The organism is Actinomyces urogenitalis DSM 15434 (assembly GCF_000159035.1).
Classification (GTDB): Bacteria; Actinomycetota; Actinomycetes; order Actinomycetales; family Actinomycetaceae; genus Actinomyces; species Actinomyces urogenitalis.
In genome coordinates this window covers 906,969-932,051 of record NZ_DS999574.1, presented here as the reverse complement: position 1 = coordinate 932,051, position 25,083 = coordinate 906,969, and the positions used below count along the sequence as shown (strand labels likewise).

General features: G+C 67.5%; 36 protein-coding genes and 1 pseudogene. 1 reads left to right on the top strand and 36 read right to left on the bottom strand.

The window, feature by feature from the left end:
- Positions 1–146, bottom strand: a pseudogene (locus HMPREF0058_RS12285) (tRNA pseudouridine synthase A); the annotation flags it as partial.
- 111 nt (positions 147–257) lie between these two features.
- Between HMPREF0058_RS12285 and HMPREF0058_RS04045 the strand changes: the two are divergent.
- Positions 258–1,016, top strand: a complete 759-nt coding sequence (locus HMPREF0058_RS04045) for an ROK family protein (RefSeq protein ID WP_006548410.1) — start codon at positions 258–260, stop codon at positions 1,014–1,016.
- Between the two features lie 151 nt (positions 1,017–1,167).
- Here HMPREF0058_RS04045 and rplQ read toward each other — a convergent pair whose 3' ends face one another.
- From rplQ to HMPREF0058_RS03870, 35 genes are all read right to left on the bottom strand, one after another.
- Entirely contained in the window at positions 1,168–1,857 is a 690-nt protein-coding gene (gene rplQ / locus HMPREF0058_RS04040) for a 50S ribosomal protein L17, sunset domain variant (RefSeq protein ID WP_006548409.1), read from the bottom strand.
- Between the two features lie 30 nt (positions 1,858–1,887).
- Positions 1,888–2,889, bottom strand: coding sequence for a DNA-directed RNA polymerase subunit alpha (locus HMPREF0058_RS04035; RefSeq protein ID WP_006548408.1), 1,002 nt, complete (start codon positions 2,887–2,889; stop codon positions 1,888–1,890).
- A gap of 166 nt (positions 2,890–3,055) precedes the next feature.
- Positions 3,056–3,457: a 30S ribosomal protein S11 gene (rpsK, locus tag HMPREF0058_RS04030; protein ID WP_006548407.1), complete on the bottom strand. Its 402-nt coding sequence runs from the start codon at positions 3,455–3,457 to the stop codon at positions 3,056–3,058.
- Between the two features lie 66 nt (positions 3,458–3,523).
- Positions 3,524–3,898 carry a 30S ribosomal protein S13 gene (gene rpsM / locus HMPREF0058_RS04025; protein ID WP_006548406.1) on the bottom strand — a complete coding sequence of 125 codons (375 nt, stop codon included), beginning with the start codon at positions 3,896–3,898 and terminating at the stop codon, positions 3,524–3,526.
- 158 nt (positions 3,899–4,056) lie between these two features.
- Positions 4,057–4,170: a 50S ribosomal protein L36 gene (gene rpmJ, locus HMPREF0058_RS04020; protein WP_005987264.1), complete on the bottom strand. Its 114-nt coding sequence runs from the start codon at positions 4,168–4,170 to the stop codon at positions 4,057–4,059.
- Between the two features lie 33 nt (positions 4,171–4,203).
- On the bottom strand, positions 4,204–4,425 hold the full coding sequence (gene infA / locus HMPREF0058_RS04015) for a translation initiation factor IF-1 (RefSeq protein ID WP_003781847.1): 222 nt from the start codon (positions 4,423–4,425) through the stop codon (positions 4,204–4,206).
- A 213-nt stretch (positions 4,426–4,638) separates the two neighbouring features.
- Positions 4,639–5,520 (bottom strand): type I methionyl aminopeptidase, encoded by an 882-nt coding sequence (gene map, locus HMPREF0058_RS04010; RefSeq protein WP_024036727.1) that lies wholly within the window; start codon positions 5,518–5,520, stop codon positions 4,639–4,641.
- Between the two features lie 96 nt (positions 5,521–5,616).
- The gene (locus HMPREF0058_RS04005) at positions 5,617–6,201 is read right to left on the bottom strand and encodes an adenylate kinase (RefSeq protein WP_024036726.1); all 585 of its coding nucleotides are present in this window, start codon (positions 6,199–6,201) and stop codon (positions 5,617–5,619) included.
- Positions 6,198–7,490, bottom strand: coding sequence for a preprotein translocase subunit SecY (gene secY, locus HMPREF0058_RS04000; RefSeq protein ID WP_006548403.1), 1,293 nt, complete (start codon positions 7,488–7,490; stop codon positions 6,198–6,200). Before secY ends, HMPREF0058_RS04005 begins: the two co-directional genes overlap by 4 nt.
- 297 nt (positions 7,491–7,787) lie before the next feature.
- A complete protein-coding gene (rplO, locus tag HMPREF0058_RS03995) occupies positions 7,788–8,261 on the bottom strand; it encodes a 50S ribosomal protein L15 (protein WP_006548402.1) in 474 nt (157 codons plus the stop codon).
- A 1-nt stretch (position 8,262) separates the two neighbouring features.
- Positions 8,263–8,460 carry a 50S ribosomal protein L30 gene (rpmD, locus tag HMPREF0058_RS03990; RefSeq protein WP_006548401.1) on the bottom strand — a complete coding sequence of 66 codons (198 nt, stop codon included), beginning with the start codon at positions 8,458–8,460 and terminating at the stop codon, positions 8,263–8,265.
- Positions 8,460–9,173, bottom strand: coding sequence for a 30S ribosomal protein S5 (rpsE, locus tag HMPREF0058_RS03985; RefSeq protein ID WP_006548400.1), 714 nt, complete (start codon positions 9,171–9,173; stop codon positions 8,460–8,462). Before rpsE ends, rpmD begins: the two co-directional genes overlap by 1 nt.
- Positions 9,174–9,204: 31 nt before the next feature.
- Complete coding sequence (rplR, locus tag HMPREF0058_RS03980) at positions 9,205–9,579, bottom strand: 50S ribosomal protein L18 (RefSeq protein ID WP_024034508.1); 375 nt, start codon at positions 9,577–9,579, stop codon at positions 9,205–9,207.
- Between the two features lie 2 nt (positions 9,580–9,581).
- Complete coding sequence (gene rplF / locus HMPREF0058_RS03975; protein WP_024034507.1) at positions 9,582–10,121, bottom strand: 50S ribosomal protein L6; 540 nt, start codon at positions 10,119–10,121, stop codon at positions 9,582–9,584.
- Positions 10,122–10,143: 22 nt separating this feature from the next.
- Complete coding sequence (gene rpsH / locus HMPREF0058_RS03970) at positions 10,144–10,542, bottom strand: 30S ribosomal protein S8 (protein WP_006548397.1); 399 nt, start codon at positions 10,540–10,542, stop codon at positions 10,144–10,146.
- A gap of 58 nt (positions 10,543–10,600) precedes the next feature.
- Complete coding sequence (locus HMPREF0058_RS03965) at positions 10,601–10,786, bottom strand: type Z 30S ribosomal protein S14 (RefSeq protein WP_006548396.1); 186 nt, start codon at positions 10,784–10,786, stop codon at positions 10,601–10,603.
- Between the two features lies 1 nt (position 10,787).
- The gene (gene rplE, locus HMPREF0058_RS03960) at positions 10,788–11,345 is read right to left on the bottom strand and encodes a 50S ribosomal protein L5 (protein WP_006548395.1); all 558 of its coding nucleotides are present in this window, start codon (positions 11,343–11,345) and stop codon (positions 10,788–10,790) included.
- Positions 11,346–11,347: 2 nt separating this feature from the next.
- A complete protein-coding gene (gene rplX / locus HMPREF0058_RS03955; protein WP_006548394.1) occupies positions 11,348–11,692 on the bottom strand; it encodes a 50S ribosomal protein L24 in 345 nt (114 codons plus the stop codon).
- Positions 11,693–11,694: 2 nt separating this feature from the next.
- A complete protein-coding gene (gene rplN / locus HMPREF0058_RS03950) occupies positions 11,695–12,063 on the bottom strand; it encodes a 50S ribosomal protein L14 (protein ID WP_006548393.1) in 369 nt (122 codons plus the stop codon).
- A 356-nt stretch (positions 12,064–12,419) separates the two neighbouring features.
- Entirely contained in the window at positions 12,420–12,698 is a 279-nt protein-coding gene (gene rpsQ, locus HMPREF0058_RS03945) for a 30S ribosomal protein S17 (protein WP_006548392.1), read from the bottom strand.
- The gene (rpmC, locus tag HMPREF0058_RS03940; protein ID WP_006548391.1) at positions 12,695–12,940 is read right to left on the bottom strand and encodes a 50S ribosomal protein L29; all 246 of its coding nucleotides are present in this window, start codon (positions 12,938–12,940) and stop codon (positions 12,695–12,697) included. Before rpmC ends, rpsQ begins: the two co-directional genes overlap by 4 nt.
- On the bottom strand, positions 12,940–13,359 hold the full coding sequence (gene rplP / locus HMPREF0058_RS03935; protein ID WP_006548390.1) for a 50S ribosomal protein L16: 420 nt from the start codon (positions 13,357–13,359) through the stop codon (positions 12,940–12,942). The genes rpmC and rplP overlap by 1 nt, the downstream gene beginning before the upstream one ends.
- A gap of 3 nt (positions 13,360–13,362) precedes the next feature.
- Positions 13,363–14,172 carry a 30S ribosomal protein S3 gene (rpsC, locus tag HMPREF0058_RS03930; protein ID WP_006548389.1) on the bottom strand — a complete coding sequence of 270 codons (810 nt, stop codon included), beginning with the start codon at positions 14,170–14,172 and terminating at the stop codon, positions 13,363–13,365.
- Positions 14,172–14,549 carry a 50S ribosomal protein L22 gene (gene rplV / locus HMPREF0058_RS03925; protein WP_006548388.1) on the bottom strand — a complete coding sequence of 126 codons (378 nt, stop codon included), beginning with the start codon at positions 14,547–14,549 and terminating at the stop codon, positions 14,172–14,174. The genes rpsC and rplV overlap by 1 nt, the downstream gene beginning before the upstream one ends.
- A 28-nt stretch (positions 14,550–14,577) precedes the next feature.
- Complete coding sequence (rpsS, locus tag HMPREF0058_RS03920) at positions 14,578–14,856, bottom strand: 30S ribosomal protein S19 (protein WP_006548387.1); 279 nt, start codon at positions 14,854–14,856, stop codon at positions 14,578–14,580.
- Positions 14,857–14,868: 12 nt separating this feature from the next.
- Positions 14,869–15,705 (bottom strand): 50S ribosomal protein L2, encoded by an 837-nt coding sequence (gene rplB / locus HMPREF0058_RS03915; RefSeq protein ID WP_006548386.1) that lies wholly within the window; start codon positions 15,703–15,705, stop codon positions 14,869–14,871.
- Positions 15,706–15,728: 23 nt separating this feature from the next.
- Complete coding sequence (rplW, locus tag HMPREF0058_RS03910; RefSeq protein ID WP_006548385.1) at positions 15,729–16,034, bottom strand: 50S ribosomal protein L23; 306 nt, start codon at positions 16,032–16,034, stop codon at positions 15,729–15,731.
- Positions 16,031–16,675, bottom strand: coding sequence for a 50S ribosomal protein L4 (gene rplD, locus HMPREF0058_RS03905; RefSeq protein WP_006548384.1), 645 nt, complete (start codon positions 16,673–16,675; stop codon positions 16,031–16,033). The genes rplW and rplD overlap by 4 nt, the downstream gene beginning before the upstream one ends.
- Before the next feature lie 5 nt (positions 16,676–16,680).
- Complete coding sequence (rplC, locus tag HMPREF0058_RS03900) at positions 16,681–17,349, bottom strand: 50S ribosomal protein L3 (protein ID WP_006548383.1); 669 nt, start codon at positions 17,347–17,349, stop codon at positions 16,681–16,683.
- An 11-nt stretch (positions 17,350–17,360) separates the two neighbouring features.
- Complete coding sequence (gene rpsJ, locus HMPREF0058_RS03895; RefSeq protein ID WP_003786051.1) at positions 17,361–17,669, bottom strand: 30S ribosomal protein S10; 309 nt, start codon at positions 17,667–17,669, stop codon at positions 17,361–17,363.
- Between the two features lie 371 nt (positions 17,670–18,040).
- Positions 18,041–18,442, bottom strand: coding sequence for a hypothetical protein (locus HMPREF0058_RS03890; RefSeq protein WP_006548382.1), 402 nt, complete (start codon positions 18,440–18,442; stop codon positions 18,041–18,043).
- 29 nt (positions 18,443–18,471) lie between these two features.
- Positions 18,472–19,644 carry a hypothetical protein gene (locus HMPREF0058_RS03885; protein ID WP_006548381.1) on the bottom strand — a complete coding sequence of 391 codons (1,173 nt, stop codon included), beginning with the start codon at positions 19,642–19,644 and terminating at the stop codon, positions 18,472–18,474.
- Positions 19,641–20,522, bottom strand: a complete 882-nt coding sequence (locus HMPREF0058_RS03880; RefSeq protein WP_006548380.1) for a hypothetical protein — start codon at positions 20,520–20,522, stop codon at positions 19,641–19,643. Before HMPREF0058_RS03880 ends, HMPREF0058_RS03885 begins: the two co-directional genes overlap by 4 nt.
- Before the next feature lie 20 nt (positions 20,523–20,542).
- Complete coding sequence (locus HMPREF0058_RS03875) at positions 20,543–23,239, bottom strand: GAP1-N2 domain-containing protein (protein WP_141560462.1); 2,697 nt, start codon at positions 23,237–23,239, stop codon at positions 20,543–20,545.
- Positions 23,236–25,083 (bottom strand): SaeA-related protein (locus HMPREF0058_RS03870; RefSeq protein WP_006548378.1); only part of this gene is annotated, 1,848 nt, incomplete at its 5' end. The genes HMPREF0058_RS03870 and HMPREF0058_RS03875, both read right to left, overlap by 4 nt.

Here is a 25,083-nt window from a genome sequence, read left to right as displayed (position 1 = left end):
ACCGGCTCGCGCAGCACGGTTGCCAGGGCGGCGGTCAGCTCGCCTTCGACCGTGCGCAGGCCAGGCTGCGCCGCCCATCCCTTGAAACCTGCGCCGTCATAGGCCAGGTCGAGGCGCAGCCGCAGGCGCTCCTCGGTCTCCGGCACGCGGTCAGGCAGGCCAGGCTGCGGTCTCGGGGCGGGCGGACGGGAGGACGTGGATGGGGCAGGCACGTGGCTATTCGACCACATGAGGGCGTAGCCAGGTACGGTCGCCTCATGACCAGTGACACCACCCTGTCCGTGGACTGTGGCGGAGGCGGCATCAAGGCCTCGGTCCTCGATGCCGAAGGCGCTATCATCTCCCGGGCCGTGCGCACCCCCACTCCCTACCCGTTGCCGCCGAGCAAGCTGGTAGAGACCATCGCGGGCCTAGCCCAGCAGCTGCCTGACGCCGACCGGATCACGGTCGGGATGCCCGGGATGATCCGCCACGGCGTCGTCATCGCCACGCCCCACTACATCACCCGTGACGGACCTCGCTCCAAGGTGCTGCCTGAGCTCGTGGAGCAGTGGGCGCGCTTTGACATGGGCAAGGCCGTCAGCCAGCGCCTGGGAGCCCCGGCCCTGGTCCTCAATGACGCTGAGGTCGCCGGTGCAGGAGTCGTCACGGGCCACGGCAGCGAGATGATCGTCACCCTTGGAACAGGCCTGGGCAACGCCGTCTTCGACAACGGCGTCCTGGCGCCCCATGTTGAGGTCTCCCAGGGGCCTGTGCGCTGGGGACTGACCTACGACGACTACATCGGCGAGCACGAGCGCCTGCGCCTCGGCGACGCCCACTGGTCGCGGCGCGTGCGACGGGTCGTCGACGCGCTGCGCCCGATGTACATGTGGGACCGCCTCTACCTGGGCGGCGGGAACTCCAGGAGGATCGCCCCGCTGCAGCTGTCCCGGATGGGCTCCGACGTCGTCGTCGTTCCCAATGAGGCGGGGATGACCGGCGGGGCCCGCTGCTGGTCCATGGCCCGGTACTAGGGCCGCGTTGCCCTTGACCGACGGCGCCGCAGGCCACGGCCGCCCGCCAACGGCAGCGGAACGCCCCTCAGACGCACGGAAGGCCCGCCTGGCTGAGCAGCCAGGCGGGCCTTCCGTGTTCCTCACGCCGTCAGACGCGAGGCAGGCTCAATCAGGCCTCCTCGACCTTCTGGGCGGCAGCGCCACCGGCGGGAGCGAAGCCAGCGGCCTCGGCGTCCTCGGCGGAAGCGAACCAGACCTCAGCCACGGTGGCGTCGTACCAGCGCGAGCCGGGAACGTGGTACTTCATGGAGTCCTCGTTGCCCTTGACCTTGTGCTCGTCGTCAGGAGCCTCGGCCGAGCCCTCCTCCAGACGCACGGCGCCGGCGTACTCCTTCTTCGCCTCAGCGGCGGGAGCCTCGGTCTTGTCCTCCTTGGCCACGGCGGCCTCGGCAGCGCGCTTGGCGGTCGCCACGGCGTCAGCCACGACCTCCTGCTTGGCCACGGGCTCCAGGACCAGCGAGATGACGGCCATGGGGGCGTTGTCACCCTTGCGCGGCGCGGTCTTGACGATGCGCGTGTAGCCACCCTCGCGGTCGGCCAGCTTCGGGGCGATCTCCTCGAAGAGGCGGTAGACGGCGAACTTGTCCGTGACCTTCTTCAGGACGGTGCGGCGGGCGTGAAGGTCGCCGCGCTTGCCCTTGGAGATGAGCTTCTCGACGTAGGGACGCAGGCGACGGGCGCGAGCCTCCGTGGTCGTGATGGACTCGTGGATGAAGAGCTGGGTCGCGAGGTTCGCGAGGATGTGGCGCTCGTGCTGGGCGGAACCGCCCAGGCGGGGTCCCTTGGTGGGGCGAGGCATTGTTGTCTCCTAGGTGAATGACGAGCGGGCTCAGGCCTGCTGCTCGTCGCTGAACGTGGGGTTGGTGTAGTCGTCGTCCGCGATGTAGTCGACCGAGGAGCCCTTGAGGGACAGCCCCAGCTCGGCCAGCTTCTCCTTGATCTCGGAGATCGACTTGGCACCGAAGTTACGGATGTCGAGGAGGTCCGCCTCGCTGCGCGCGACGAGCTCACCGACGGTGTGGATACCTTCGCGCTTGAGCGCGTTGGAGGAACGGGCCTGCAGGTCCAGCTCGTCGATCATGAGGGCGAGGTCCTGCTGCAGGGCCTGGTCCATCGGCGAGGGGCCGACCTCGATGCCCTCGGCCTCGACGTTGAGCTCGCGGGCCAGCCCGAAGAGCTCGACGAGGGTCTTGCCGGCAGAGGCAAGAGCGTCACGAGGGGTGATGGAGGCCTTCGTCTCGACGTCGACGACGAGACGGTCGAAGTCCGTGCGCTGCTCAACACGGGTAGCCTCGACGGCGTAGGAGACCTTCTTGACCGGCGAGTAGATCGAGTCCACCGGGATGCGGGAGATCTCCCCGTTGGGGTCCTTGTTCTGGTTGGCCGAGACGTAGCCACGACCGCGCTCGACGGTCAGCTCGATCTCCAGCTTGCCCTTCTCGTTGAGGTTGGCGATCACCAGGTCAGGGTTGTGGATCTCCACGCCAGCCGGAGGCGTGATGTCACCAGCGGTGACAACGCCCGGACCGGACTTACGCAGGTACATGACGACCGGCTCGTCGTTCTCGGACGAGAGCACGATCTCCTTGATGTTGAGGATGATCTGGGTGACATCCTCCTTGACGCCGGCGATGGTGCGGAACTCGTGGGGAACGCCGTCGATACGCACACTGGTTACGGCTGCGCCTGGGATGGACGACAGCAGCGTGCGCCGCAGGGAGTTGCCCAGGGTGTATCCGAAGCCGGGCTCGAGAGGCTCGATGACGAACCGCGAGCGGCGGTCCTCCTCGACGACCTCCTCGGAGAGCGTGGGTCGCTGTGCAATGAGCACTGGGTTTCCTTTCGTCGCGGCGCCCGCTATATGACGCCGTTCCTCATCGGTGGTGCAGCCGCCCGGGGCTCGGGCCCTGCACCCGCTGGCCGCCGGTGGCGGCAAGCGGCTGGTGGCCGACGACGTCGCTGACCGTCAGGAGAGCGACGGCGTCGGCCAAGGAGTCTCAGACGCGACGGCGCTTGGGCGGGCGGCAGCCGTTGTGGGCCTGGGGGGTGACGTCCGTGATGGAGCCGACCTCGAGGCCAGCGGCCTGGAGGGAGCGGATCGCGGTCTCGCGGCCGGAGCCCGGGCCCTTGACGAAGACGTCAATCTTCTTCATACCGTGCTCCTGGGCGCGGCGAGCGGCCGCCTCAGCAGCGAGCTGGGCGGCGTAGGGGGTCGACTTACGCGAGCCCTTGAAGCCGACCTGGCCGGAGGAGGCCCAGGCGATGACGGCGCCGTTGGGGTCGGTCAGGGAGACGATGGTGTTGTTGAAGGTCGACTTGATGTAGGCGTGACCGTGGGTCACGTTCTTCCGGTCCTTGCGACGCGGCTTACGCACGGTGGTGCGGCTCTTGGGAGGCATATTTCCTTCTTCGATCTAGGTCGTCGTTCCATGGCGGGCAGCCGTGCCCGCGCTGTGGACTACTGCTTACTTGGCCTTCTTCTTACCGGCCACGGTGCGCTTGGGGCCCTTGCGGGTACGCGCGTTGGTCTTGGTGCGCTGGCCGTGCACGGGCAGGTGACGGCGGTGACGCAGACCCTGGTAGCAGCCGATCTCGATCTTGCGGCGGATGTCCGCCTGGACCTCGCGGCGCAGGTCACCCTCAACCTGGTAGTTGGCGTCGATGTGGTTACGCAGCAGGACGAGCTCGTCCTCGCTCAGGTCCTTGACGCGGGTGTCCGGGTTGACCCCGGTAGCGGCGAGGGTCTCGTGCGCGCGGGTGCGCCCGATTCCGAAGATGTACGTGAGGGCGACCTCGACTCGCTTCTCGCGAGGCAGGTCGACACCGGAAATACGTGCCACGGTGTGGTTCTCCTGTGTGTTCCCGGAGGTCGTCGCCCACCTCCTCCGCCTCGTGCGGCGGCCCCGGCCTCCAGGAACCGAGGGTTGCGATCGGCTGGACCGAGTCGCTGGGGTGGGTGCTTGTCAGTGGCCGCCAGGCTGGCGACCTGCGTCGGGACTCAGCCCTGACGCTGCTTGTGCCGCGGGTTCTCGCAGATGACCATGACACGGCCGTGGCGACGAATCACCTTGCAGTTGTCACAGATCTTCTTGACGCTCGGCTTGACCTTCATGATGTTCCTCCGTCCCCCTCGCGGGGAGGACTGTCACTTGTACCGGTAGACGATGCGGCCACGGGACAGGTCGTAGGGGCTGAGCTCCACGACCACCCGGTCCTCGGGGAGGATGCGGATGTAGTGCTGCCGCATCTTTCCGGAGATGTGCGCGAGCACCACGTGCCCGTTGCTCAGCTCCACCCGGAACATTGCGTTCGGAAGGGCCTCGACGACCGATCCCTCGACCTCGATGACGCCGTCCTTCTTAGCCATGTTCCTCCATCGGTGCTTTCTCGCTCGAGTGGCCCGACGGCGTCGCCGCCAGGCAGCGCGCCCTGGTGACTCACGTTCCCTCACTGAGGGCGCGCGGGACTCTTCAGACGCACCAAGTGCCAACGATACGGCACACGCCGGGGACCTCACCATGCGAGAAGCCGCACACTGACGGTGTTCCCCAACACAGCGCTCCGGCGCCGCCGTCGCGGCCTAGCGCAGGGGACGCGGCTCGATGCCGTAAGGCGCCAGGCCCTCCACACCGCCGTCGGAGGCAGTGAGCACCCACACTCCCCCGGGCACGATCGCCACGGTGTGCTCCCACTGGGCGGCACGCGAGCCGTCCTGAGTCACCACGGTCCAGCCGTCGTCGAGCTCGCGGACCTCGCCGCTGCCGGCCGTGAGCATAGGTTCGATGGCCAGCACCATGCCTGGCCGAAGCCGCGGGCCCTTGCGTCGCACCGAGTAGTTGAGGACGTCGGGGTCCATATGCATCGCGGTGCCGATGCCGTGACCGACGTAGTCCTCCAGGATGCCCAGGCTCACGCCCTCACGCTCGCTGACCTGCGCCACCACGGCCTCGACGGCGTCGCCAATGGCGTTCAGCCGTGTGGCGCGGCCCGTTGTCTCACCGGCCGCCGCCCGCGCCACGGCGGCGATGGCCGCCCACAGAGCCTCACGCGTGGCACAGTCCAGCACCCGGTCCACGCGGTTGGCGTAGCGTCCGCCCACAACCGTGGTGAAGGCAGCGTCACCGTGCCACTGGGTACCAGACTCATCCAGGACGTAGGCACCACAGTCGAAGGTGACCAGGTCTCCCTCTTCCAGCACGCGGGGTCCGGGGATGCCGTGAACGACCTCGTTGTTGACCGAGATGCACACGGTGGCTGGATATCCCTCGTAGCCCAGGAAGTTCGAGCCGGCACCGGCCTTGTCGATCACCGCCGCGCTGACGGCGTCGAGCTCGGCCGTGGTGATGCCAGGACGCACCGCCTCACGCAGCGCCGAGTGGATGTCGGCGACCACCAGGCCGGCCCGGCGCATCTGCGCCACCTGCTGCGGTGTCTTGATCTCGATCTGCTCGCGTCCCAGCACGAGGCTCCTTTCGGCGTCGGTCGGCAGCCGCCCAGGCCGCCGGGTATGACGACGGCGGACCATCCCGTCTCTCAGGTGGTCCGCCGTCGTAGGTTGTCAGGCCTGAACGCCCCGCGAGGCGAGGGCGCTCATGATGCGCTCGGTCACCTCGTCAATGTCGCCGATGCCGTCCACGCGCACCAGCAGCCCCTTGGACTCGTAGAGGGCGGCCAGAGGCTCGGTCTGCTCGGCGTAGACCTCCAGGCGACGGCGGATCACCGGCTCAGTGTCGTCGGCGCGGTTCTGCTCCGTGGCGCGCTTGAGCAGACGCTGGACCACGACCTCGGCCTCGGCCGTGATCTCCAGGACGACGTCCAGGGCCAGGCCGCTCTCGGCGAGCATGGCGTCGAGCTCGTGGACCTGGGCCTCGGTACGCGGATAGCCGTCAAGCAGGAAGCCCTGCGCGGCGTCGTCGGCAGCAAGACGGTCCTTGACCATGGCGTTGGTGACGGAGTCCGGGACGTACTCACCGGCGTCCATGTACTTCTTCGCCTGCTGGCCGAGCTCGGTGTTGCCCGCGACGTTGGCGCGGAAGATGTCACCGGTGGAGATGGCCGGGATGCCCAGACGCTCGGAGATACGTGCGGCCTGGGTGCCCTTGCCGGCCCCGGGAGGGCCGAGGAGGACCATACGTGCGCTCATGAGAGGAACCCTTCGTAGTGGCGCTGCTGAAGCTGGGAGTTGATCTCCTTGACCGTCTGCAGACCGACGCCGACCATAATGAGGATCGTCGTACCACCGAAGGGCAGGTTCTGGGACAAGCCCAGCCAGATCACTGCCAGGGTCGGCAGCAGGGCGAGGACCAGCAGGTAGACCGAGCCAGCGGTAGTCACGCGGTTGATGACGTAGGAGAGGTACTTGACGGTCGGCTCACCGGCGCGGATACCCGGGATGAAGCCGCCGTACTTCTTCATGTTGTCCGCGATCTCCTCCGGGTTGAAGGTGATCGTGGTGTAGAAGAAGGTGAAGAAGAGGATGAGCAGGCCGTAGCCCACGAGGTAGACCGGGTCGGTCTGGCGCAGGTTGGCTGAGATCCACTGGACCCAGGAGCTCGTCGGTGAGCCGAACTGGGCGATGAGCTGAGGCATCGCCAGGATCGAGGACGCGAAGATCACCGGGATCACACCTGCGGTGTTGATCTTGATCGGGATGTAGGTGGTCGAGCCGCCGTACTGACGCCGCCCGATCATGCGCTTGGCGTACTGGACCGGGATCCGGCGCGTGGCCTGCTCAATGAACACCACGGCCACGGTCGCCAGCAAGATCACGGCCAGGACCGTGAGGAACTTCGAGGCGCCCCCGTTGCCACCCAGAATCGAGAACAGGTTCTGTGGCATGCGTGCCACGATCGACGTGAAGATGAGCAGCGACATACCGTTGCCGATGCCCTTCTCCGTGATGAGCTCACCCAGCCACATGATCAGTCCGGTACCGGCGGTCATCGTGACGATCATGAGCCCGAGGTTCACCGCCGAGGAGTCCGGGATGACGGCCACGGAGCAGCCGGTGAACAGGTTGCCGGAGGAGGCCGTGGCCACGATGGTGGCCGACTGCAGCACGCCCAGGCCGATGGTGAGGTACCGGGTGTACTCCGTCAGCTTGGCAGTACCAGCCTGACCCTCCTTGTGGAGCTCCTCGAAACGAGGGATGACCACGCGCAGCAGCTGGATGATGATCGACGCCGTGATGTAGGGCATGATGCCCAGCGCGAAGACACTCAGCTGCAGCAGAGCGCCGCCGGAGAAGATGTTGATCAGGCTCAGCAGCCCGGCGTCCTGGCTCTCACCGATGCACTGCTGGACGTTCTTCATGTCCACGCCCGGGGTGGGCAGAACCGAGCCCAGCCGGAACAGCGCCATGATGCCCAGCGTGAAGAGGAGCTTCTTCCTCAGGTCGGGCGTGCGGAACGCCTGCATAAACGCGCTGAGCACTCGAACTCCTGTAGGTGGCGGGAACAAGGGTGACCACGACGGGCACAGGGCGCCCTGCGCGGGGTACCGACAGGCACCGTGCGCCACACTACAACGACAGCACAGGCAGTAGTCCAGCCATCAGCAATTCCTGACGGGGTATAGGTCACGCTCCTGTGCGCTTGGCCGCGCCGGGTGAGTGGCATGGCGCGCCGTCACCGCTGCCACCCGGTGGGTACGTCTGTGCCCCGCAGACAGCACGGTCCCCGGCTACCGGAGAACCGGTAGCCGGGGACCGTGCTACTGATCAGATCAGCGTCAGCGAGCCGTGATGGACCCACCGGCAGCCTCGATCTTCTCCTTGGCGGAGCCAGACCAGGCGTCGACCGTGATGTCGAGCTTGACGTTAACGTCACCCGTGCCGAGGACCTTGACCAGGCGGCCGCCGCGGACGGCGCCCTTGGCCACGAGGTCCTCGACGCTCACCACTCCACCCTCGGGGAAGAGCTCAGCGATGCGACCGACGTTGACCGGCTGGAACTCGACGCGGTTGGGGTTGCGGAAGCCGCGAAGCTTGGGCAGACGCATGTGCAGCGGCATCTGGCCACCTTCGAAGCCCGCACGAACCTGGTAACGGGCCTTGGTGCCCTTGGTACCACGTCCGGAGGTCTTACCCTTCGAGCCCTCACCACGACCCACGCGGGTCTTGGCCTTCTTCGAACCGGGGGCCGGACGCAGGTGGTGCAGCTTGACGACCTGGACCTTGTCCTCGTTCTTCGTGCTGTCAGCCATCTCAGGCCTCCTCAACGGTGACCAGGTGGGCCACCGTGGCGATCATGCCGCGCACCGAGGGGTTGTCCTCACGCACGACGGACTGGCGGATCTTGCGCAGGCCCAGAGACTGCAGGGTCTCGCGCTGGCGGCGGGTGCCGCCGATGCCCGAACGGACCTGCGTGATCTTAAGCTGCTTGTTCTCAGTGGCGGAAGCCATCACGCACCCACTCCTTCAGCGGCCTTCTCGGCCTCCTTCTTCTCGGCCGCGGCGCGCTTGTCAGCCTCGCCCTCGGCGCGAGCCCGCAGCATAGACTGCGGGGCGACGTCCTCCAAGGGCAGGCCACGACGGGCGGCCACGCCCTCCGGCTGCTCGAGCTGCTTGAGCGCCGTCACCGTCGCGTGGACGATGTTGATGGCGTTGGAGGAGCCGAGCGACTTGGACAGGATGTCGTGGACACCGGCGCAGTCCAGCACGGCGCGCACCGGACCACCGGCGATAACACCGGTACCCGGGGAGGCCGGACGCAGGAGGACGACTCCGGCGGAGTCCTCACCCTGGACCAGGTGCGGGATCGTGCGGCGGATCATCGGGACGTGGAAGAAGTTCTTCTTCGCGATCTCGACGGCCTTGGCGATGGCGGCGGGAACTTCCTTCGCCTTGCCGTAGCCGACGCCGACCGTGCCCTCACCATCACCCACGACGACCAGGGCCGTGAAGGTGAAGCGGCGGCCGCCCTTGACGACCTTGGACACGCGGTTGATGGTGACGACGCGCTCGATGTACTTGTCGTCGTTGCCACGGCCGTTGTTACGGTCGCGGCGGTCGTTGTTGCGGTTGCGACGGCCGCGGCCCTCGCCGCGACGCTCGTCGTTCTCGTTGCGGGCCGAGCCGTCGGACGACGCGGACCTGTCTCGCTGCGGTGCAGCCATCAGATGTTCCTCTGCTTTCTCGTCGTCTGGCTCAGAGCTTCAGGCCGCCCTCGCGGGCGCCGTCCGCGACGGCCGCAACGCGACCGTGGTACTTCATTCCGCCACGGTCGAACACGACCGCCTCGATGCCCAGGGCCTTGGCGCGCTCGGCGACGAGCTCGCCCACCTTGTGCGCAGCACCGACCTTGTGGCCCTCGGCGCCCTTGACGGCGTCCTCAAGCGTGGAGGCGGAGCACAGGGTGTGGCCGATGGTGTCGTCGATAACCTGGGCAACCATGTGACGGTTGGACCGGGTAACGACCAGGCGCGGGCGCTCGGCGGTACCGTGCACGTGCTTGCGCACGCGCTGGTGACGGATCTTGCGGGCAATGGTCTTGGACTTGCCCCTCTTGATCGCGTAAGCCATGGTCACTTACCAGCCTTTCCGACCTTGCGGCGCACGTTCTCGCCGGCGTAGCGCACGCCCTTGCCCTTGTAGGGCTCCGGGGGGCGGATCTTGCGGATGTTCGCGGCGACCTCGCCGACCTGCTCCTTGGAGATACCGGAGACCTCGATCTTGAGGTTGCCGTCAACCTTGAGGGTGATGCCCTCAGGAGCCTCGACGACCACGGTGTGCGAGAAACCGAGCGAGAGCTCGATGCCCGTGCCCTTCTGAGCAGCGCGGTAACCGGTGCCGACGATCTCGAGGTTCTTGGTGTAGCCCTCGGTCACGCCGATGATCATGTTGTTGATGAGCGTGCGCGACAGGCCGTGCAGCGAGCGGGACTCGCGCTCGTCGTTGGGACGGGTCACCAGGATGGTGCCGTCCTCCTGTCGCGTGACGCTCAGCGGCTGCGCGATCGTGCGCGACAGGGTGCCCTTGGGGCCCTTGACGGTCACGTCGTTGCCGTTGATGGTCACGTCCACTCCGGCGGGAACCGGAACGGGAAGACGTCCAATACGAGACATTGCTATTCCTCCGTTCCTTGTTTCACCAGACGTAGGCGAGGACTTCGCCGCCCACGCCCTTGGACTCAGCCTGCTTGTCGGTCAGGAGGCCGGAGGAGGTGGACAGGATGGCCACCCCCAGGCCGCCGAGGACCTTGGGCAGGTTCGTGGACTTGGCGTAGACGCGCAGGCCGGGCTTGGAGACGCGCTTGAGGCCCTGAATGGCCCGCTGGCGGTTGGCTCCGTACTTCAGGCTCAGCGTGAGCGTCTTGCCGACCTGGGCGTCGGAGACCTCGAAGTCGGCGATGTAGCCCTCGGCCTTGAGCATCTCAGCGATGCTCACCTTGAGCTTGCTCGACGGCATCGAGACGGCGTCGTGGTAGGCGTTGTTTGCATTACGCAGACGGGTCAGCATGTCTGCGATCGGGTCTGTCATAGTCATGAGTGGGCCTGCGCCCTTCCTCGTCGTGGTTTCCTCATCGGACCTGCGACGTAAGTTCTTACCAGCTGGACTTGCTCACGCCGGGGAGCTGGCCGCCAAGGGCCATCTCGCGCAGGCAGATACGGCACAGGCCGAACTTGCGGTACACCGAGTGCGGACGGCCGCAGCGCTGGCAGCGCGTGTAGGCACGAACAGCGAACTTCGGCTTACGGTTGGCCTTCTCGATCAGAGCGGTCTTCGCCATGTCACTTCTCCTTGAAGGGGAAGCCGAGCTGCTTGAGCAGCGAGCGGGCCTCCTCGTCGGTCTTGGCCGTGGTCACCACGGTGATGTCCATGCCGCGCACGCGGTCGATGGAGTCAGCATCGATCTCGTGGAACACAGCCTGCTCCGTGAGACCGAAGGTGTAGTTGCCGTTGCCGTCGAACTGCTTCGGGGACAGGCCGCGGAAGTCGCGGATGCGGGGAAGCGAGATCGAGATGAGGCGGTCCAGGAACTCCCACATGCGGTCGCCGCGCAGCGTGACGTGCGCGCCGATCGGCATGCCCTCACGCAGCTTGAACTGCGCGATGGACTTGCGGGCCTTGGTGACCTGGGGCTTCTGACCGGTGATCGCGGCGAGGTCGCGGACCGCGCCCTCGATCATCTTGGAGTCGTGAGCAGCCTCGCCGACACCCATGTTGACGACGACCTTGACGACGCGCCCGACCTCCATCACGTTGCCGTGCTGGAACTCGCTGAGCAGGGCGGGGCGCACCTCCTCGGCGTACTTGGTCTTCAGACGGGGGGTGGTGTTCTCAGCCATGGTCACAGGTCCTCCCCGGACTTCTTGGCGTAGCGCACACGGACGGTGCGCTTGGCGCCGTTGGGGCGCTCGCCCTCCTCGACGCGGAAGCCCACACGGGTGCGCTCCTTGGTCTTGGGGTCGACGAGCATGACGTTAGAGGCGTGGATCGGGGCCTCAACGGTCTCGATGCCACCGGTCGTGGCGCCCTGAGCGGACTGGCCCACGCGGGTGTGCTTCGTGACGCGCTGGACGCCCTCGACGACCACGCGGTCCTTGCTGGGCAGGACCTCCAGGACACGGCCGGTCTTGCCCTTGTCCTTACCGGCGATGACGATGACCTGGTCGCCCTTCTTGATGCGTGCCATGTTCAGATCACCTCCGGGGCGAGCGAGACGATGCGCATGAACTTCTTCTCGCGAAGCTCACGGCCGACGGGACCGAAGATGCGCGTACCGCGCGGGTCGCCGTCGTTCTTGAGGATGACGGCTGCGTTCTCGTCGAAGCGGATGTACGAGCCGTCCGGACGCCGGCGCTCCTTGCGGGTGCGCACGACGACCGCCTTGACGACGTCGCCCTTCTTGACGTTGCCGCCGGGGATGGCGTCCTTCACGGTAGCGACGATCGTGTCGCCGATGCCCGCATAGCGCCGACCCGAGCCGCCGAGCACACGGATGCACAGGATCTCCTTGGCACCGGTGTTGTCGGCGACCTTCAGTCGCGACTCCTGCTGGATCATTGGGTGTTCTCCTGTCGTCGAGCCGGTTCTCGACAGCCCTGGTGGGGCGCGAGCCTGGCCGAACGTTCCTTCTTCTCATGCACGCTGCTCCCCCGCCGAGGCGTGGGAGTCCGCGGCGCGTGGCTCCCGGCAGACACAGGCGCACAGGGCGCGAGGTCTCTGCTAGGCGCACTACGGGCGCGCGCAACTCCCACAGCCTAGTGCAACCGCATGATTCTGCGGAACCGGGGCGAGGCGAAAGCGCCTGTGCCTTTGCTCACCGCACCGCAAACCTCCGCTGGGCGCGCACGCGACGACGCCGCCGCCCCCTGACGGGAGGCGACGGCGTCGCTGTGTATCCAACGCGAGGCGTCAGATCACTTGGCCTTCTCGGCGATCTCGACCAGGCGCCAGCGCTTGGTGGCGCTGAGCGGACGGGTCTCCATGATGACGACGAGGTCGCCGACACCGGCCTCGTTGTTCTCGTCGTGGACCTTGACCTTGGACGAACGGCGCAGGACCTTGCCGTACAGGGAGTGCTTGTAGCGCTCCTCAACCTCAACGACGATGGTCTTGTCCATCTTGTCCGACACGACGTAGCCGCGGCGGACCTTGCGCTGGTTGCGCTCGGTGGTCTCGATATTCTGCTCGCTCACTTGGACTCCTCCGTGCTCGGAGCGGTACGGATGCCGAGCTCACGCTCGCGCACGATGGTGTGGATGCGGGCGATGTCGCGACGCACGGCCTTGAGACGACCGTGGTCCTCCAGCTGACCGGTCGCGGACGCGAACCGGAGGTTGAACAGCTCGGCCTTGGCCTTGGAGAGCTCCTCAGCGAGGCGCTCGTTGTCCATGGCGTCGAGGTCGGTCGGGGTCAGGCCCTGGGAGCCGATAGCCATCAGACGTCACCACCCTCACGAGTAACGAAACGGGTCTTCATCGGAAGCTTGTGCTGCGCACGGCGCATCGCCTCACGGGCGAGTGCCTCGTCGACACCGCCGAGCTCGAACAGGATGCGTCCGGGCTTGACGTTGGCGATCCACCACTCAGGAGCACCCTTACCGGAACCCATGCGGGTCTCGGCGGGCTTCTTGGTCAGAGGACGGTCCGGGAAGATGTTGATCCACACCTTGCCGCCACGCTTGACGTGACGGGTCATGGCGATACGGGCCGCCTCGATCTGGCGGTTGGTGATGTAGGCGGGCTCGAGAGCCTGGATGCCGTAGTCACCGAAGGCGATCTGGTTGCCGCCCTTGGACAGGCCCGAACGGTGCGGGCGGTGCTGCTTGCGGAACTTGGTCCGGCGAGGGATGAGCATGGCTCAGGCCTCCGTTCCCTGCGGAGCGGCAGCGCTCTCGGCGGCCGGCGTCTGCTCGGCCTGCTGCTCGCTGTTCTGACGCGGGGCGCGCTCGCCACGACGCTCGCCACGACGACGGTCTCCACGACCGCGGCCGCGCGGGCCGGACTCAGCCTGCTGACGGGCGAACTCGCGCTCCGTCATGTCGCCCTTGTAGATCCACACCTTGACGCCGAGACGTCCGAAGGTGGTCTTGGCCTCGTAGAAGCCGTAGTCGATGTTCGCACGCAGGGTGTGCAGCGGCACGCGACCCTCACGGTAGAACTCGCTGCGGCTCATCTCAGCGCCACCCAGGCGGCCGGAGCACTGGACACGGATGCCCTTGGCGCCGGCGCGCATGGCCGACTGCATGCCCTTACGCATGGCACGGCGGAAGGAGACTCGGCTGGCGAGCTGCTCCGCGATGCCCTGCGCCACGAGCTGGGCGTCCAGGTCGGGGCTCTTGACCTCGAGGATGTTGAGCTGGACCTGCTTGCCGGTCAGCTTCTCCAGCTGACCGCGCAGGCGCTCGGCCTCGGCGCCGCGGCGACCGATGACGATGCCGGGACGCGCGGTGTGCAGGTCGACGCGGACGCGGTCACGCGTGCGCTCGATGTCGACCTTGGAGATACCGGCGCGCTCCATGCCGTCCTCCATGAGGCGGCGGATCTTGACGTCCTCCTCAACGAAGTCGCGGTAACGCTGACCGGGCTTCGTGGAGTCGGCGAACCAGCGCGAACGGTGGTCCGTCGTGATGCCCAAGCGGAAGCCGGTCGGGTTGACCTTCTGCCCCATTAGCGGGCTCCTTCCTTCTTGGCGGCGTCGGCCTTGTCGCCGACGATGACGGTGATGTGGCTGGTGCGCTTGAGGATCCGGCTCGCGCGCCCCTGGGCGCGGGGACGGAAACGCTTGAGGGTCGGGCCCTCGTCAGCGAACACCTCGGTGATGAACAGCTGGCTCTCGTCGAAACGCTCACCCGCCCGCTCGGCCTTGACCCGAGCGTTGGCGATCGCGGACTCGATGACCTTGCGCACCGGCACCGCAGCGGCCTGCGGGGCGAAACGGAGCACGTTGACGGCCTCGAGGGCGTTCTTGCCGCGGACGACGTCCACGACGCGACGTGCCTTCATCGGCGTGCAGCGCACGTACTTGGCCTGCGCCTTGGCTTCCATGTTCTAGCCTCTCTTCCTGCTGCGGGCGTCAGCGACGCGACTTGCGGTCGTCCTTGACGTGCCCGCGGAAGGTGCGGGTCGGAGCGAACTCGCCGAGCTTGTGGCCCACCATGGACTCGGTGACGAAGACCGGGACGTGCTTGCGACCGTCGTGGACGGCGAAAGTGTGTCCGAGGAAGTCCGGCGTAATCACCGAACGACGGGACCAGGTCTTGATGACGTTCTTGGTGCCCTTCTCGTTCTGGGCGTCCACCTTCTTCATGAGGTGGTCGTCGACGAAGGGACCCTTCTTCAGGCTGCGCGGCATATCAGGCTCCTATCAGCGCTTCTTGCCGGTCCGACGACGACGCACGATGAGGCGGTCGCTGGACTTGTTGGGACGACGGGTACGGCCCTCGGGCTTGCCCCACGGGGACACAGGGTGACGACCACCGGAGGTACGGCCCTCACCACCACCGTGCGGGTGGTCAACCGGGTTCATGACGACACCACGGACGGTCGGGCGCACGCCCTTCCAGCGCATACGGCCGGCCTTACCCCAGCTGATGTTGGACTGCTCGGCGTTGCCGACCTCGCCGACGGTTGCACGGCAGGCGGCCTCGACGTTGCGGATCTCACCGGAGGGCATACGCAGCTGGGCGTACTTGCCCTCCTTGGCCACCAGCTGGACCGAGGTACCAGCAGAGCGGGCGACCTTGGCACCGCCACCCGGACGCAGCTCCACGGCGTGGACCACGGTACCGGTCGGGATGTTGCGCAGCGGCAGGTTGTTGCCGGGCTTGATGTCAGCGTTCGGGCCGGACTCGACCACGTCGCCCTGGCCCAGACGGTTGGGGGCGATGATGTAGCGCTTCTCGCCGTCGGCGTAGTGCAGCAGCGCGATGCGGGCAGTGCGGTTGGGGTCGTACTCGATGTGAGCGACCTTGGCGGGCACGCCGTCCTTGTCACCACGACGGAAGTCGATGACGCGGTAGGCGCGCTTGTGACCGCCGCCCTTGTGGCGGGTGGTGACGCGGCCGTTGGAGTTACGACCACCAGTCTTGCTCAGCGGACGGACGAGGGACTTCTCGGGCTCGCTGCGCGTGATCTCGACGAAGTCGGCCACGGAGGAGCCGCGGCGACCCGGCGTCGTCGGCTTGTACTTACGGATTCCCATGTCGATGCTTTACCTTCCGTGGCTCACTCGGCCACATCGCCAAAGATGTCGATGGTCCCCTCGCGCAGCGTGACGATCGCGCGCTTGGTGTCCTTGGACTTGCCGAGCCCGTTGCGGGTACGGCGGGTCTTGCCCTGGCGGTTCTGGGTGTTCACGGACGCGACCTTGACACCGAAGATGGCCTCGACGGCCTGCTTGATCTCGGTCTTGTTAGAACCCGGCGCGACAAGGAACGTGTACTGGCCACGGTCCATGCAGGCGTAGGACTTCTCGGAGACGACCGGCGCGACGATGACGTCGCGGGGGTTCTTGCTCTTCTCGAGGCTCACTTGGACTCCTCCTCGCCCTTGCCGAGGAAGCTGTCCAGGGCAGCGGCAGTGAAGACGACGTCGTCGTTGACCAGGACGTCGTAGGTGTTGAGCTGGTCGGCCCAGATCACGAGCGCCTCGGGGGCGTTGCGCAGGCTGAGCGCGGTGAGCTCGTCGGCGCGGGTAGCAACGACCAGGGCCTTGCGGTCGGTGATGTTGCGCAGCGCGCCGAGGGCCGACTTGGTCGACGGCTTCTCGGAGGTGACGAACTCGGTGATGACGTGGATGCGGCCGTTGCGAGCGCGGTCGGACAGCGCAGAGCGCAGCGCGGCAGCCTTCATCTTCTTGGGGGTCCGCTGGCTGTAGTCACGCGGCTGCGGGCCGTGCACGGTGCCACCGCCGACGAACTGCGGAGCGCGGGTCGAACCCTGACGGGCGCGGCCGGTGCCCTTCTGGCGGTAGGGCTTGCGGCCACCACCACGGACGGCGCCGCGGGTCTTGGTGGCGTGGGTGCCCTGGCGAGCCGCGGCCAGCTGGGCCACGACGACCTGGTGCATCAGGGGGATGTTGGTCTCGACGTCGAAGATCTCGGCGGGCAGCTCGGCGGAGCCGGTCTTCTTGCCCTTGGAGTCGACGATGTCGACAGTCAGTGCGTCAGCCATGGTCGTTAGGCTCCCTTCACTGCGGTGCGGACGACGACGACCGAGCCCTTGGGGCCGGGGATGGCGCCGTTGACGAGGAGGACACCCTTCTCGACGTCCACGCCACGAACCTTGAGGTTCTGGACGGTGGTCGTCTCGTGGCCCATGCGGCCAGCCATGCGCAGGCCCTTAAAGATGCGGCCGGGGGTGGCGCAGGCACCGATGGAACCGGGCTTGCGGTGGTTGCGGTGAGCACCGTGGGAGGCGCTAACGCCGGCGAAGCCGTGACGCTTCATGACACCGGCGAAGCCCTTACCCTTGGAGGTGCCCTGGACGTCAACCTTCTGGCCGACCTCGAACAGGTCAGCGGTGAGCTCCTGGCCGGCCTCGAACTCGGAGGCCAGCGAGGTACGCACCTCGGCGACGTGGCGACGGGGGGCAACCCCGGCCTTGGCGAAGTGGCCGGCGAGCGGCTTGGTGACCTTGCGCTCAGCGATCTCACCGAAGGCGAGCTGGACGGCCTCGTAGCCGTCGGTCTCGATGGTGCGGACCTGGGTCACGACGTTGGTGTCAACACGCACGACAGTGACGGGACGCAGGACGCCGTTCTCGTCCCAGATCTGCGTCATGCCGAGCTTGGTGCCGAGCAGCGCCTTGGCAGGCGCGGCGGCAGCCGGCTGGTTAAGCGTAGTCATGGCTTCAGTCCTCAGAGCTTGATCTCGATGTTGACGTCGGCCGGCAGGTCGAGTCGCATGAGCGAGTCGACGGCCTTGGGCGTCGGGTCGACGATGTCGATCAGCCGCTTGTGCGTACGCATCTCAAAGTGCTCGCGGCTGTCCTTGTACTTGTGCGGCGACCGAATGACGCAGAACACGTTCTTCTCGGTCGGCAACGGCACCGGGCCCACGACCGTCGCACCTGCGCGGGTCACGACGTCGACGATCTTGCGCGCCGAGCTGTCGATGACCTCGTGGTCGTAGGACTTGAGCCGGATGCGGATCTTCTGTCCCGCCATGGCGCCTAACCTCTCTTGCTTTCGGTGACCGGTCCACGCGCTCGGGCGTGTCGCATGGCGACTCGCACAAGTACCTCGCTGTGAAGGAATAGTGGGCCGGTCTGGACACACGGAAACCCGGAGGACCCGGGTCCGTCAGACTGGTTCCCGGGTCGACCCCGGGAGGTGGCTGTCAGGACCTGCGCCCTGGCAGCCCGATAACGGTATCAGCGGCGCCACCGCTGACGGAACCCGCGAGGGCCCGGAGGGGCTGTGAGACTGAGCACCCGGTCCACGCGCTCGGGCGTGTCGCACACCGAAGCACTCTTGACACGGCCTTCGCTCACCTGCGCGGCGTCAGGACAGAACCTGACACCCCGCGTCGACGGCGTCTACTCCTCACCAGCGCACTCGATCGCCAGCTGCCGGGCGATGGACGGCACCCGCTCCATCGCCGTGCGCACGTCGTCGGTGTAGACGTTGGCCAGCGTGACCGTCTGTCTCACGCTCACCCAGCCCGGGGCATAGGTCCCCACCACCAGGCCGCCGGTCACCATCGAGCCCATCGAGGTCAAGGCGCGAGCCAGGTCCAGGTGGTCCAAGTCCGCCACAGGAGACTCCACGCTCATCAGGTCGCCCGTGCTCTCGTTACCGGTGTCGTGGACGAGCACCAGCCGGTCGCTGCCGTAGCCATTGGGCATGAACCCCTTCAGGCGCCCTGCGCCGCGGTCGAGGTCCTCCTCAAGTCCGTAGGTCTGCACCAGGTGCTCACGCATCTCACTCCAGGTCGCCATCGTCTTCTCCTTGCTTGTGCGTCATTGGTCTACAGCTGGTAGCCCGAGCGCTGCAGGCCCCACAGCACCGGGTCCAGGATCCGGAAGGGTGAGATGCCGCGCAGGGTGAGCTGGTCGGCGTGCCGGGCGCTGTCCCCGACGGAGGAGACAGCGAAGTGGCGCACCTCAGCCAGCTTGCGGGAGGCCGCTGCCTCGTCAGCCACGATCGTGACTGGTGGGTCGCTCAGCAGGGACAGCAGGCCCCGCAGCTCGGCGTCGAGGAAGGCCGTGTCGGCGTCGAGGAACTGCGCAGCCTCAGCGGCGTCCATCTCGGCCCGACGCACCGTCTGGTCCCAGTTGTAGTGGGCCGCCGGGTTGGCCAGCGCCTGAGCAAGGGCATCAGCGCCGCCCACGTCACCCAGCGCGTGCAGAGAGTCAAACTTGGCCACGACCATGGCCAGCCGGGCGTGCCCGCTGCCCATCTGTGCCAGGACCTTGGGAAGGGCCTTCTCCGGAGTATCACCCAAGCGCGAGTCGTCGACGCTGGCGATGACGCCGTCCAGCCGCTGCTTGACCTGCTGGAGCATGAGCGGGTCGAAGAGGAAGAGCGTCAGGTCCGCACGGTCGATGAAGGACAAGCGCGGATCCGGCTCAGCCGTCAGCTTCTCGACGTCCTCGCCGGCCACATCGCGCACGATGATGTAAAAGGGCTTGGAGGAGGAGGCCTCTGCCTTCCACATCATGACGTCGTCGAAGCCGGGCAGGGTGCCGGCCAACGCCTTGTTGTCGAAGACGCGCTCGTAGTAGTTGCGCTCGTACAGGCTGGCGGTCTCCCCTACCTCGGAGATGATGACGCGCCGCTTGACGGCGTAGCGCTTGAGCGAGTCGATGAGGACGGCGATATAGACCGACTTGCCCGAGCCGCGCGCCCCGGTCACGGTCATCGTGAAGGTCCGTACTCCTCGCCACCCCTCCTGCAGGTCTCGGTGGCAGGTCGGGCACACCTCCAGGGAGGTCGTCTGCGAGCACTGCTGGCACACGCCGAAGGTCGGCAGCTTCTTCGTCTCGGGACTGATCCCGGCAGTCACCAGAGGCGTGATCCTGGCACGACGACGGCCGTAGCGCTCGGCCTGCTCGTCGGTGCGGGGAGAGCAGCGCCCCACGCAACGAAAGACCACCTGGTCCTTGGGCAGTTCGGTAAAGCAGTAAGGACAGGCGCTCATGCTGTCCTCCCTTCCGTGCTCGGCGCCTGGCCCAGCCAGTCCAGCAGCGGGTCGAGGGCAGTCATGGTCTGGTGGTCGTAGGCCGTGTCCTGACGCGCCAGCTGCTGCCAGGCCGCGGGGCTGAGCGCAAGGGCGCGAGCCTGGGGCATCGTCTCCAGGACGGTCTCTTCACACAACAGCAGGTAGTCGGCGTCGGTATCGACCCCGGGCAGGTCGGTGATGACCACGGTGCGTCCCGGCGCCGGAGCGGGCGCGATCGCACCGACGCCGTCCTGGGACGCGCCGGAAACGGCCGGCCGCTCGATGACCGGCAGGTCCGTCTCCAGTGTGAGGCACAGGTCCTCGATGAAGCGCAGCAGAGCTTCGACCTGCGGCTGGAGCTGACGCATCGAGCGTGAGGTGTCCACCAGCACGCGACTGAGCGAGACCTCCATGCTCTGCCCGGTTTCCTGGCGCCGTTTGGCACACCATCCGCCCAGGCCCCGGGTCGAGCTTCCGCCCTCTCCCGGGCGCACCGAGATGCTCTCGCCGCTGCGCACAAGCTGGAGGACCGGGGCCTGGACCTGACCAGCCACCGGGTTGGACCGGAAGAAGTGGCTCGTCGTACCGTTGCCCTCCTCCAGGGACAGGTCGACGACGGCCTCGCCCGAGAAGGGCGTACCCGTCAGGGACTCAACCACCAGCGTGACCGGTGCGTCCTCGGTGAGACTACCCGGCGGCAGGACGAGGAAGTTGCCTGCACTCGTGGGGCGTTTGGCGCTGTCAGTACCACGGGCGCTGAGCCTGGCGGGCTCGCGCGAGCTCATGATCACCTTGAGCGGGCCCTGTCCCTGGAGCGTGGCCCGCTCCCACTGGCCGCTGAGGTAGTTGTGAATCATCGTCAGTCTCCTGTCATCTCTCAGCGGCGCTGGAACAGGCCCCGCAGGCCTCGTGAGGAGGTGCCGAGAACCTGTTTGTCACACCAGGTGTCCATACCCTGAATCCCGTATCCGACGTAGGCCGTGTGGATAGCCCGGTGCACGGCCTCCACGCCCGCCTCTCCCAGCATCCTCACGCGTGCCCGAATCGCCGCCTTGGCCAGGGCCACGGGGTCCGGAACCAGTCCGCCGAGCACGGATGCGGCGGCTGCCACGTGCTGTCGCGATCCCTCTACTCGCGGGGCGAGTGAGGCGGCCTGCTCCACGATCGTGCGGGCGTTCTCGGCGTCGGCCAGAGCTCTGAGAGCGCCGTCCACCAGCTCACCTGTGGCCAGATCCGTCCCCCGGTGCAGCAGCTGGGGATGGGAGTCCAGGACCTCGACCAGCTCCACCGAACGCTGCTGCAGCCGCGCGGCGACCGTACTGAGGTCACCCGGCAGGCCTGGGCGCAGACCCTGGACCGCCGCCAGGGCCAGGATGGCCAGAGCCCGGTCACATTCGTCTGTCACTGCCCGGCACTGCATGAGCGGCTCCTGGGTCCTGGCCAAAGAGTGCGTGGCAAGCAACGTGGCGCAAGCCCAGCCCACCGCGGTGGGGGCAGCAAGGCTGAAAAGCGGCTGGGGATGGAGCCAGGCCACAGTCGCCGCCGCCGTCGGCGTCGAGACGTAGGCGTAGGTGGCGCCCAGGGGCTGGCTCGGTGGGTGGTTCTTGGCCACGAGCACCTGCTGAGCCAGCGCGGTCGCGCTCTCCTGACCGGCGTGGTAGAGCGCGCAGGCTGCTGCCGCCTCGCTCCAGCTCTGCCACAGCTGCTGCCAGGGCGGCATGGCCGCCGGCGCCACATAGCGCGCGACCTGGTCCTGCAGCTGTGGGGAGGTGGCGACCTGGTCGCCACGCTCAAGGCCGACGACGGCGTCCATCGCCTGGCGCCACTGCTCGGCCTCCCGCTGTGGGGAGGAGGAGACGAGCAGCCGGCTGGCAGCGACCTCCAAGGCCACGTGGGGCGACGCCGTCGCCACCGGGGCAAGCCAGTCACACACCTGCGGCGCCAGGCTCGGTACGGTATGGAAGCGGTACTCCCCCACGAGCAGGTCACCGAGCAGCCGGCACACTCCCGCCCGCAGCGCCGATGGCAGGCTCGGCTCGGCCAGGGCGCTGCCGTCCGCCGTCATGAAGGCCTGGGCGACGGGCGCCAGCAGGCGCATCTCAACGGTCTCGTCCAGGACGACGCCGTCGCGCACCAGGTTGCCCACCGCCGCTAGACGCTCACGTGCTCCCGCGGCGCCGGCAGCCTCCAGGGTGGCGATGAGCCGGCCGGCCAAGTCCGGCAGCACCGCACACCCCTGGCTGCTGGTTGACCACTGCGCAAGGCTGCGCTCGGCGTCCTCGTCGTCGTGACGCTCACGACGCAACAGCCAGGCCGCGTCCTGGACGGCTGAGTTGAGGTACTTCTCCGCTAGCCCCGCCACGACGCCGGTGGCCGGGACGTCACGGGGCACCACGCTCAGCTTGTCCCACCAGTGAGCGGGATCGCTCTGGCTAGCGCCGAGGATCCGCTCGGCCACGAGGGAGGACAGGTAGGCCGCTCCCGCCAGGCCAGAGGGCTGGCACGCCACCAGCTCCAGGTCCACCGTCGTATCCAGATGGCCGTCACTGACGCCCAGGATCCCGGCGTCGGAGGCCTCGACCATGGCCAGGGGCCAGGCGGGAGACAGGTCGGTATGGACCGTGAGGAAGGACAGCAGGTCCCTCATGGCCGAGCGAGCGCCCTGCCAGGTACCCAGATCACGGCTCATCGCGGCCACGAGCACTCCCCAGGCCGTGGTCAGTGTGTGCGCGGCCGCCGCCTGCGCCGTGACCAGGGCAGTATCCGGGTGCTGGTCGACGACGTCGAGGCGGTCGGAGGCCGGCACGCACACCAGGTCCAGTCCCGAGGAAGCCAAGGCATCGACCTCCAGCGGAGCGGCCGCCCGGGCGAAGGTGGTGTAGCCCAGCAGGCGCGCGGTGGCCGGGGCGCAGGTCCGCTGGAGCGCACCGATCCACAACGCAGCCTCATCGGTTGACTGCACCGGGAGCACGAGCGTGGCGCCGTCGACCCGCTCTCCCGTTACCCGAGCGCGCAGGCGTTCATCCAGCAGGTCAGCGATGTAGGCCAGGACCGGCCCACAGCCGGCCTGGGTGATGAAGGCGGCGACCGTTTCCTCGGTCACCACCGTGCCGGGGAGGAAGGCGTCCGGGGCACTGACCCGCGCCTGTCTGACGGCCTGTGCACCCACCGGCGTGCTCCATGCCGGCGAGCGCCACAGGTCGGCGGTGGCCTGCGCGGGAGCAGGCTCTGCGGCAAGCAGGATGAGGTGGCTCATCGTGTTGGCGCGCCCCGTCGTGTCCGGCCCGGCCGGCGCGGTGTGTGCCAACACCGTCCCGTCCACGGTGAGGACCTGAGTCAGACGGCGGTCAGCCGCCGCCTCCTCCTGCGGCGTGGGGAAGTCAGGAAGCGGGACGACCAGGTCCAACTCGGGGCGGATATGGGTCAGCAGACGCTCGCGCAGGTCATCTGCTATCGCGGGCTCGCAGGCCATGAGCTGCCAACCGCTGGTCTCGCGCCCGTCGACGACACGATCGACGTTGGCGTACAGCAACTGGACCCCAGCCCGTGCCACGGGCGTACTCGCTTTGCTCACTTGAACCACCCCTTGCCCTCGCTGGTACGGTCCAAGGTGGCGATCGCCGGGTCAAGCAGTGCGTAGTGCTCCAGGACTGGAAGGTCCTGTCCCTGGGCCGCGGCAGCCGTGTAGGCCGAGACCATGAGGCGTACGTAGAAGCCGTTGCACAGGCTGGAGTCGAACCACTGGACCACCGAGGTCTGGCCAGGGGGCATCTGGAGGGCCTGGTAGTTCTCCGGCTGCAGATCCTTGGACGGCTCCTGCTGCATGAGGGGGATGAGCTCGCCGTCCCACGGACCCAGAGGCAGGCGTCGGGGGTTGCGCACGAGGCAGTAGGTGAAGGCCTTGGCAGGGTCAGCCAGAGGCAGCAGCGGCTCAATGACCAGGCTAGCGGTGTGGTTGCGCAGCTTGAGCACACCGGGCCAGCGGATGTCATAGCGGTAGACCCACAGGGGCGGAACCTGGACACGCACCGGACGGGAGACCTTGACCTGCCCGGCCAGGTGCTGCAAGGAAGTCAGGTAGGCCACGCCTCCACTGGCGTCCAGCATCCCTGACTCGACGATGAGCCCGCCGTCCTTGCCGTACTTCTCCTGCGTCACCGAGGCGGCCAGGGCCTGGCACTGCTCGTCCCGGTACAGCTGTACCTCGGCCGCTTCACCGGGCCAGGCAAAGGTGACCAGGTCATGGCTGGCCGCATGACGAGTGACCACGACCTCCGAGGGCGGAGCCACCCGCTTGGTGCGCACTGGCTGGGACAGGGTGGCCTCCTGGTCGCGCAGGACGACCGCGGTGAGGTAGATCGAGTCCCAGGCCACGTCGTCGGGCCAGGCCACACCGATGAGGCTGCGGCGCTGGCGGTCAGGCTGATCCGGGATCTCCTCGATACCAGCCGGGATCGTGATTCTGTCCTCCTCACGCAGCCCTGCTGCCCCCAGCTGCGCCTGGGGGATCCTGCCACGATCGACCGCGGCAGGATTGGGGGCGGTGCGCGACAGGAAGATCGCAACCTCGGAGCCCTTGCCCTCGCTCCAGGTGAGGTTGAGGGACAGGGAGGTCACACCCTGTCCCTGGTTGTCGACCTGCTCGACCACCAGGTCCGTGACCTTCTCGACCCGCTGGGTCACGAGCACCGACACGTGCTGGATCGCTGAGGTGTAGACCGTGCCGTCGATCTCCGCCTCCAGCGCGGCGACGTAGTGGTGCCTGCGGCCTCCCACTACCTCACGGTCCTGGAAGCCGGCCCCGTTGTTAGCCGTGGCGTAGCTGCGCCAGATCGAACCGTGCAGGTACTTGTGGGGGGACTCGCCCACCGGCAGCTTGGCGGTGACCACAGTGCAGCGTGTGCCCTGGGGGGCGTTGACCTGGTCCCAGCGTCCAATGACAGCGCGCGAGCCCTCGTCGAACTCCACGCTCCAGCCGGACAGCGGGTGGACGTGGACGACGGAGGCGACGCGACGGCACTGGCCCAGCTCCTGGGTGCCAGGAACACGTTCGTAGCCCCACACAGAGACAAAGTGCAGCGCGTAGGGGTACACCGTGGAGTCGGTGCAGCTCAGCTCCTCGGTGACCGCCAGGTCCACCCCATCGGCTGGGTCGTAGACCGGCTCCTCCTCCGAGACGACGACGCGGTAGACCTCGTTCTGACCGGCATCGGGCCAGGTGTAGCGCAGCACGCCGCCTTCCATGACCTGGACCGAGACCTCGACGGCGTCTCCACCCTCATCCCCACGATCGAGGTTCTCCCGCGTGTAGTCGTAGGCCGGGAAGACCCAGGAGTGAGGAGCCTGAGGCGGGGGTGGGACCGCTGGTACCGCCGGCACGCCGGCCTGGGCAGGGGGCGAGGGGACGGCCGTCGCCGT

Coding starts and splice junctions, on each gene's coding strand:
- rplP (WP_006548390.1), bottom strand. CDS start 13,359: ATGCTCATCCCTCGCCGGACCAAGTTCCGCAAGCAGCACCGCCCGCAC.
- rpmJ (WP_005987264.1), bottom strand. CDS start 4,170: ATGAAGGTCAAGCCGAGCGTCAAGAAGATCTGTGACAACTGCAAGGTG.
- rplR (WP_024034508.1), bottom strand. CDS start 9,579: ATGGCTTACGCGATCAAGAGGGGCAAGTCCAAGACCATTGCCCGCAAG.
- rpsH (WP_006548397.1), bottom strand. CDS start 10,542: ATGACTATGACAGACCCGATCGCAGACATGCTGACCCGTCTGCGTAAT.
- rplX (WP_006548394.1), bottom strand. CDS start 11,692: ATGGCACGCATCAAGAAGGGCGACCAGGTCATCGTCATCGCCGGTAAG.
- rplQ (WP_006548409.1), bottom strand. CDS start 1,857: ATGCCTCGCCCCACCAAGGGACCCCGCCTGGGCGGTTCCGCCCAGCAC.
- HMPREF0058_RS04045 (WP_006548410.1), top strand. CDS start 258: ATGACCAGTGACACCACCCTGTCCGTGGACTGTGGCGGAGGCGGCATC.
- rpsC (WP_006548389.1), bottom strand. CDS start 14,172: ATGGGGCAGAAGGTCAACCCGACCGGCTTCCGCTTGGGCATCACGACG.
- rpsJ (WP_003786051.1), bottom strand. CDS start 17,669: ATGGCGGGACAGAAGATCCGCATCCGGCTCAAGTCCTACGACCACGAG.
- rplC (WP_006548383.1), bottom strand. CDS start 17,349: ATGACTACGCTTAACCAGCCGGCTGCCGCCGCGCCTGCCAAGGCGCTG.
- rpsK (WP_006548407.1), bottom strand. CDS start 3,457: ATGCCTCCCAAGAGCCGCACCACCGTGCGTAAGCCGCGTCGCAAGGAC.
- rplD (WP_006548384.1), bottom strand. CDS start 16,675: ATGGCTGACGCACTGACTGTCGACATCGTCGACTCCAAGGGCAAGAAG.
- HMPREF0058_RS03880 (WP_006548380.1), bottom strand. CDS start 20,522: ATGATTCACAACTACCTCAGCGGCCAGTGGGAGCGGGCCACGCTCCAG.
- rpsE (WP_006548400.1), bottom strand. CDS start 9,173: ATGGCTGCACCGCAGCGAGACAGGTCCGCGTCGTCCGACGGCTCGGCC.
- rpmD (WP_006548401.1), bottom strand. CDS start 8,460: ATGGCTTCCGCCACTGAGAACAAGCAGCTTAAGATCACGCAGGTCCGT.
- rplV (WP_006548388.1), bottom strand. CDS start 14,549: ATGGAAGCCAAGGCGCAGGCCAAGTACGTGCGCTGCACGCCGATGAAG.
- rplO (WP_006548402.1), bottom strand. CDS start 8,261: ATGGCTGACAGCACGAAGAACGAGGACAAGGTCCAGGTCGTCAAGCTG.
- infA (WP_003781847.1), bottom strand. CDS start 4,425: ATGGCTAAGAAGGACGGCGTCATCGAGGTCGAGGGATCGGTCGTCGAG.
- rplN (WP_006548393.1), bottom strand. CDS start 12,063: ATGATCCAGCAGGAGTCGCGACTGAAGGTCGCCGACAACACCGGTGCC.
- HMPREF0058_RS04005 (WP_024036726.1), bottom strand. CDS start 6,201: ATGAGCGCACGTATGGTCCTCCTCGGCCCTCCCGGGGCCGGCAAGGGC.
- HMPREF0058_RS03885 (WP_006548381.1), bottom strand. CDS start 19,644: ATGAGCGCCTGTCCTTACTGCTTTACCGAACTGCCCAAGGACCAGGTG.
- rpsS (WP_006548387.1), bottom strand. CDS start 14,856: ATGCCGCGCAGCCTGAAGAAGGGTCCCTTCGTCGACGACCACCTCATG.
- rplB (WP_006548386.1), bottom strand. CDS start 15,705: ATGGGAATCCGTAAGTACAAGCCGACGACGCCGGGTCGCCGCGGCTCC.
- rplE (WP_006548395.1), bottom strand. CDS start 11,345: ATGGCTGAGAACACCACCCCCCGTCTGAAGACCAAGTACGCCGAGGAG.
- rpmC (WP_006548391.1), bottom strand. CDS start 12,940: ATGGCTATCGGCTCCCAGGGCCTGACCCCGACCGACCTCGACGCCATG.
- HMPREF0058_RS03890 (WP_006548382.1), bottom strand. CDS start 18,442: ATGGCGACCTGGAGTGAGATGCGTGAGCACCTGGTGCAGACCTACGGA.
- HMPREF0058_RS03965 (WP_006548396.1), bottom strand. CDS start 10,786: ATGGCGAAGACCGCTCTGATCGAGAAGGCCAACCGTAAGCCGAAGTTC.
- rplF (WP_024034507.1), bottom strand. CDS start 10,121: ATGTCTCGTATTGGACGTCTTCCCGTTCCGGTTCCCGCCGGAGTGGAC.